The organism is Nonomuraea aridisoli (genome assembly GCF_003236395.1).
In the GTDB taxonomy this organism is placed as follows: Bacteria; Actinomycetota; Actinomycetes; order Streptosporangiales; family Streptosporangiaceae; genus Nonomuraea; species Nonomuraea aridisoli.
The window spans coordinates 1-1,256 of the sequence record NZ_POUD01000571.1 but is presented as its reverse complement, the minus strand read 5'-3'; the positions used below and the strand labels follow the sequence as shown (position 1 = coordinate 1,256).

Below are 1,256 nucleotides of genomic sequence, written 5' to 3'. Positions count from 1 at the left end.
GGAAAACCTTAGCGTACGATTTTTTCCGAATTCTGCGGGCTCACCAATATTGAGAAATATCCCGAATGTGCAGTTAATGAATTCTTGCGGTTTTTTTTTTTTCAAGCAGAAGACGGAATACGAGATGAGCGCTAGTCTCGTGGGCTCGGAGATGTGTATCAGAGACAGGTGGTGGGTGAAGGTGACGAGGAGGTCGGCTCGGATGGTGGCGTGGTCGCCGTCGAGGTCGATGAGGGTGTTGGTGACGAGGTGCTGGGTTCGTTCGGTGGCGTGGGTGCGGGTGGCCTGGGCGATGACGGCGTCGCGGCCTTGGGCGAGGCCGCCGGCGGTTCGTACGGTGGCGTCGGGGGTGAAGACGGTGTGCAGGTCGTCGAAGCGGGCTTCGTCCAGGGTGGCGTAGAGGCGGTGGATGAGCTGGGTGAGGTCGGTGCGGTGGTCGGTCATGGGTGCACTCCCCTGATTGTTGGTTGAGCCAATGTTGGCGCGGCCAACTCTATACCTGATGGTCGTGCCAACGGAATTGGTAGGTTGGGCGGCGTGGAGGACGCTGAGGGCACCGTCCCGGCCCGGCTGCGCGCGCTGCCGAGCCGGTTGGTCAACCAGGTCGCGACGGCGGCCAACCGGCTCGTAGACCGGGCGCTGGCCGGCGCCGGGGCGCGCCGTTACCATTTCGCGCTGCTGGCGGCGCTGGAGGAGTTCGGGCCGGCGAGCCAGGCGGCGCTGGGGCGGCGTACGGGGATCGACCGCAGTGACATCGTGGCGACCGTGAACGAGCTGGTCGCGCGCGGGTTCGTGGAGCGCAGCCCGGATCCGGGCGACCGGCGCCGCAACATCGTCACGGTCACCCCGGAGGGGGTGCGTCACCTGCAGGAGCTGGACCGGCTGCTGGCGGGCGTGCAGGACGAGCTGCTGGCGTCGTTGTCGGCGGACGAGCGCGACCGGCTGGTCGCGCTGCTGACGCGGGTGCTGGCCTCTCCCCCGGGCTGAGTCGGTCTGGCCGCGCAGGCCGCCGCCGCGAGGCCGGGCGTGATCGTCGCGACGATGAACAGGTCGCCCGCTGTCTCTTCCCTTACGCCGCTGCTCATCGGCTCTTCCGGAGGTCGGCTGGTATGACGCGGCTGGTCTCGATCGTGCTGCGCGATCCCGGCCTGGTAGATGCGGCGGGGAGGCGCTGTTCTGGTCTTGCCTGAAGGTGTTCGAGCTCTGTCGCTTATACACATCTGACGCTGCCGACGATCTTACGCGTGTTGGTCGCG

2 protein-coding genes are annotated in these 1,256 nt (G+C 66.5%); one reads left to right on the top strand and one right to left on the bottom strand.

Annotation, left to right across the window (positions count from 1 at the left end; genetic code table 11):
- The coding region (locus C1J01_RS48130; RefSeq protein WP_146616048.1) for a nuclear transport factor 2 family protein at nucleotides 1-444 on the bottom strand (444 nt) is incomplete at its 3' end.
- Between the two features lie 93 nt (nucleotides 445-537).
- Between C1J01_RS48130 and C1J01_RS48125 the strand changes: the two genes are divergently transcribed.
- Nucleotides 538-987, top strand: a complete 450-nt coding sequence (locus C1J01_RS48125; protein WP_111185832.1) for a MarR family winged helix-turn-helix transcriptional regulator — start codon at nucleotides 538-540, stop codon at nucleotides 985-987.
- The last annotated feature ends 269 nt before the right edge of the window (nucleotides 988-1,256 follow it).